This is a genomic window from Alcanivorax sp. HI0044 (genome assembly GCF_001634945.1).
In genome coordinates this window covers 1-951 of record NZ_LWEZ01000600.1, presented here as the reverse complement: position 1 = coordinate 951, position 951 = coordinate 1, and the positions used below count along the sequence as shown (strand labels likewise).

General features: G+C 61.6%; 1 pseudogene. It reads left to right on the top strand.

The window, feature by feature from the left end:
* Window positions 1-951, top strand: a pseudogene (locus A3730_RS07205) (HD domain-containing protein); the annotation flags it as partial.

Sequence of the window (951 nt, the reverse complement as noted above, 5' to 3'; positions counted from 1 at the left end):
ACACCCTGGCGGACGACGCGGGGCAGCGGCTGGTGGTGGATATCGGGGGCGGCTCCACCGAGCTGATCATCGGGGAGCGATTTGAATCCACGGAAACCGAATCGCTGCATATGGGCTGTGTCAGCTTTGCCCAGCGCTTTTTCCCCAATGGCGAGATCACCGAAAAAGCCTTTGACCGGGCGGTGACGGCGGCACGCCAGGAGGTGCTGTCGATTCATGCCAATTACCGGCGCCTGGGCTGGCAGCAGGCGGTGGGCGCCTCCGGCACGATCAAGGCGATCAGTCAGGTCTGTGTGGACAACGGTTGGTCGGAATTCGGTATCACCATGGAGGGCATGAAAAAAGCCCGTAAGCGGGTGATCAAGGCGGGTGCCGTGGACAAGCTGGATCTGAAAGGCTTGCGTGAAGACCGCCAGCCGATTTTCGCTTCCGGGCTGGCCATTCTGTACGGCATTTTCGAGCAGCTGGACATCCAGCAGATGGATGTCTCCAGTGGCGCGCTGCGGGAAGGGTTGCTGTATGACCTGCTGGGGCGTTTCGGCCACGAGGATGTGCGTGACCGCAGTATTCAGGCGCTGATGAACCGTCACCATGTGGAAAGCAGCCAGGCCGAACGGGTCTGCGCCACGGCGCAGGCGCTGTATGGGCAGGTGGCCAGTGATTGGCAGATTGAAGGTAATGAGGCGGCCGACACGCTGCGCTGGGGAGGGCTGCTCCACGAGGTCGGGCTGGCGGTGTCGCACAGTCAGTTCCACAAGCATGGCGCTTATCTGGTGACCAATTCCGACCTGCCGGGTTTTTCCCGTCAGGAACAGCAGATGGTGGCGCTGATGGTGCGTGGTCACCGTCGCAAGGTGCCGTTGGCGGCGCTGGCGGAATTGCCGGACGATGAGCAGACCGGATTGTTGCGGTTGTGTCTTGTGTTGCGTTTGGCGGTGCGTTTGCACCATG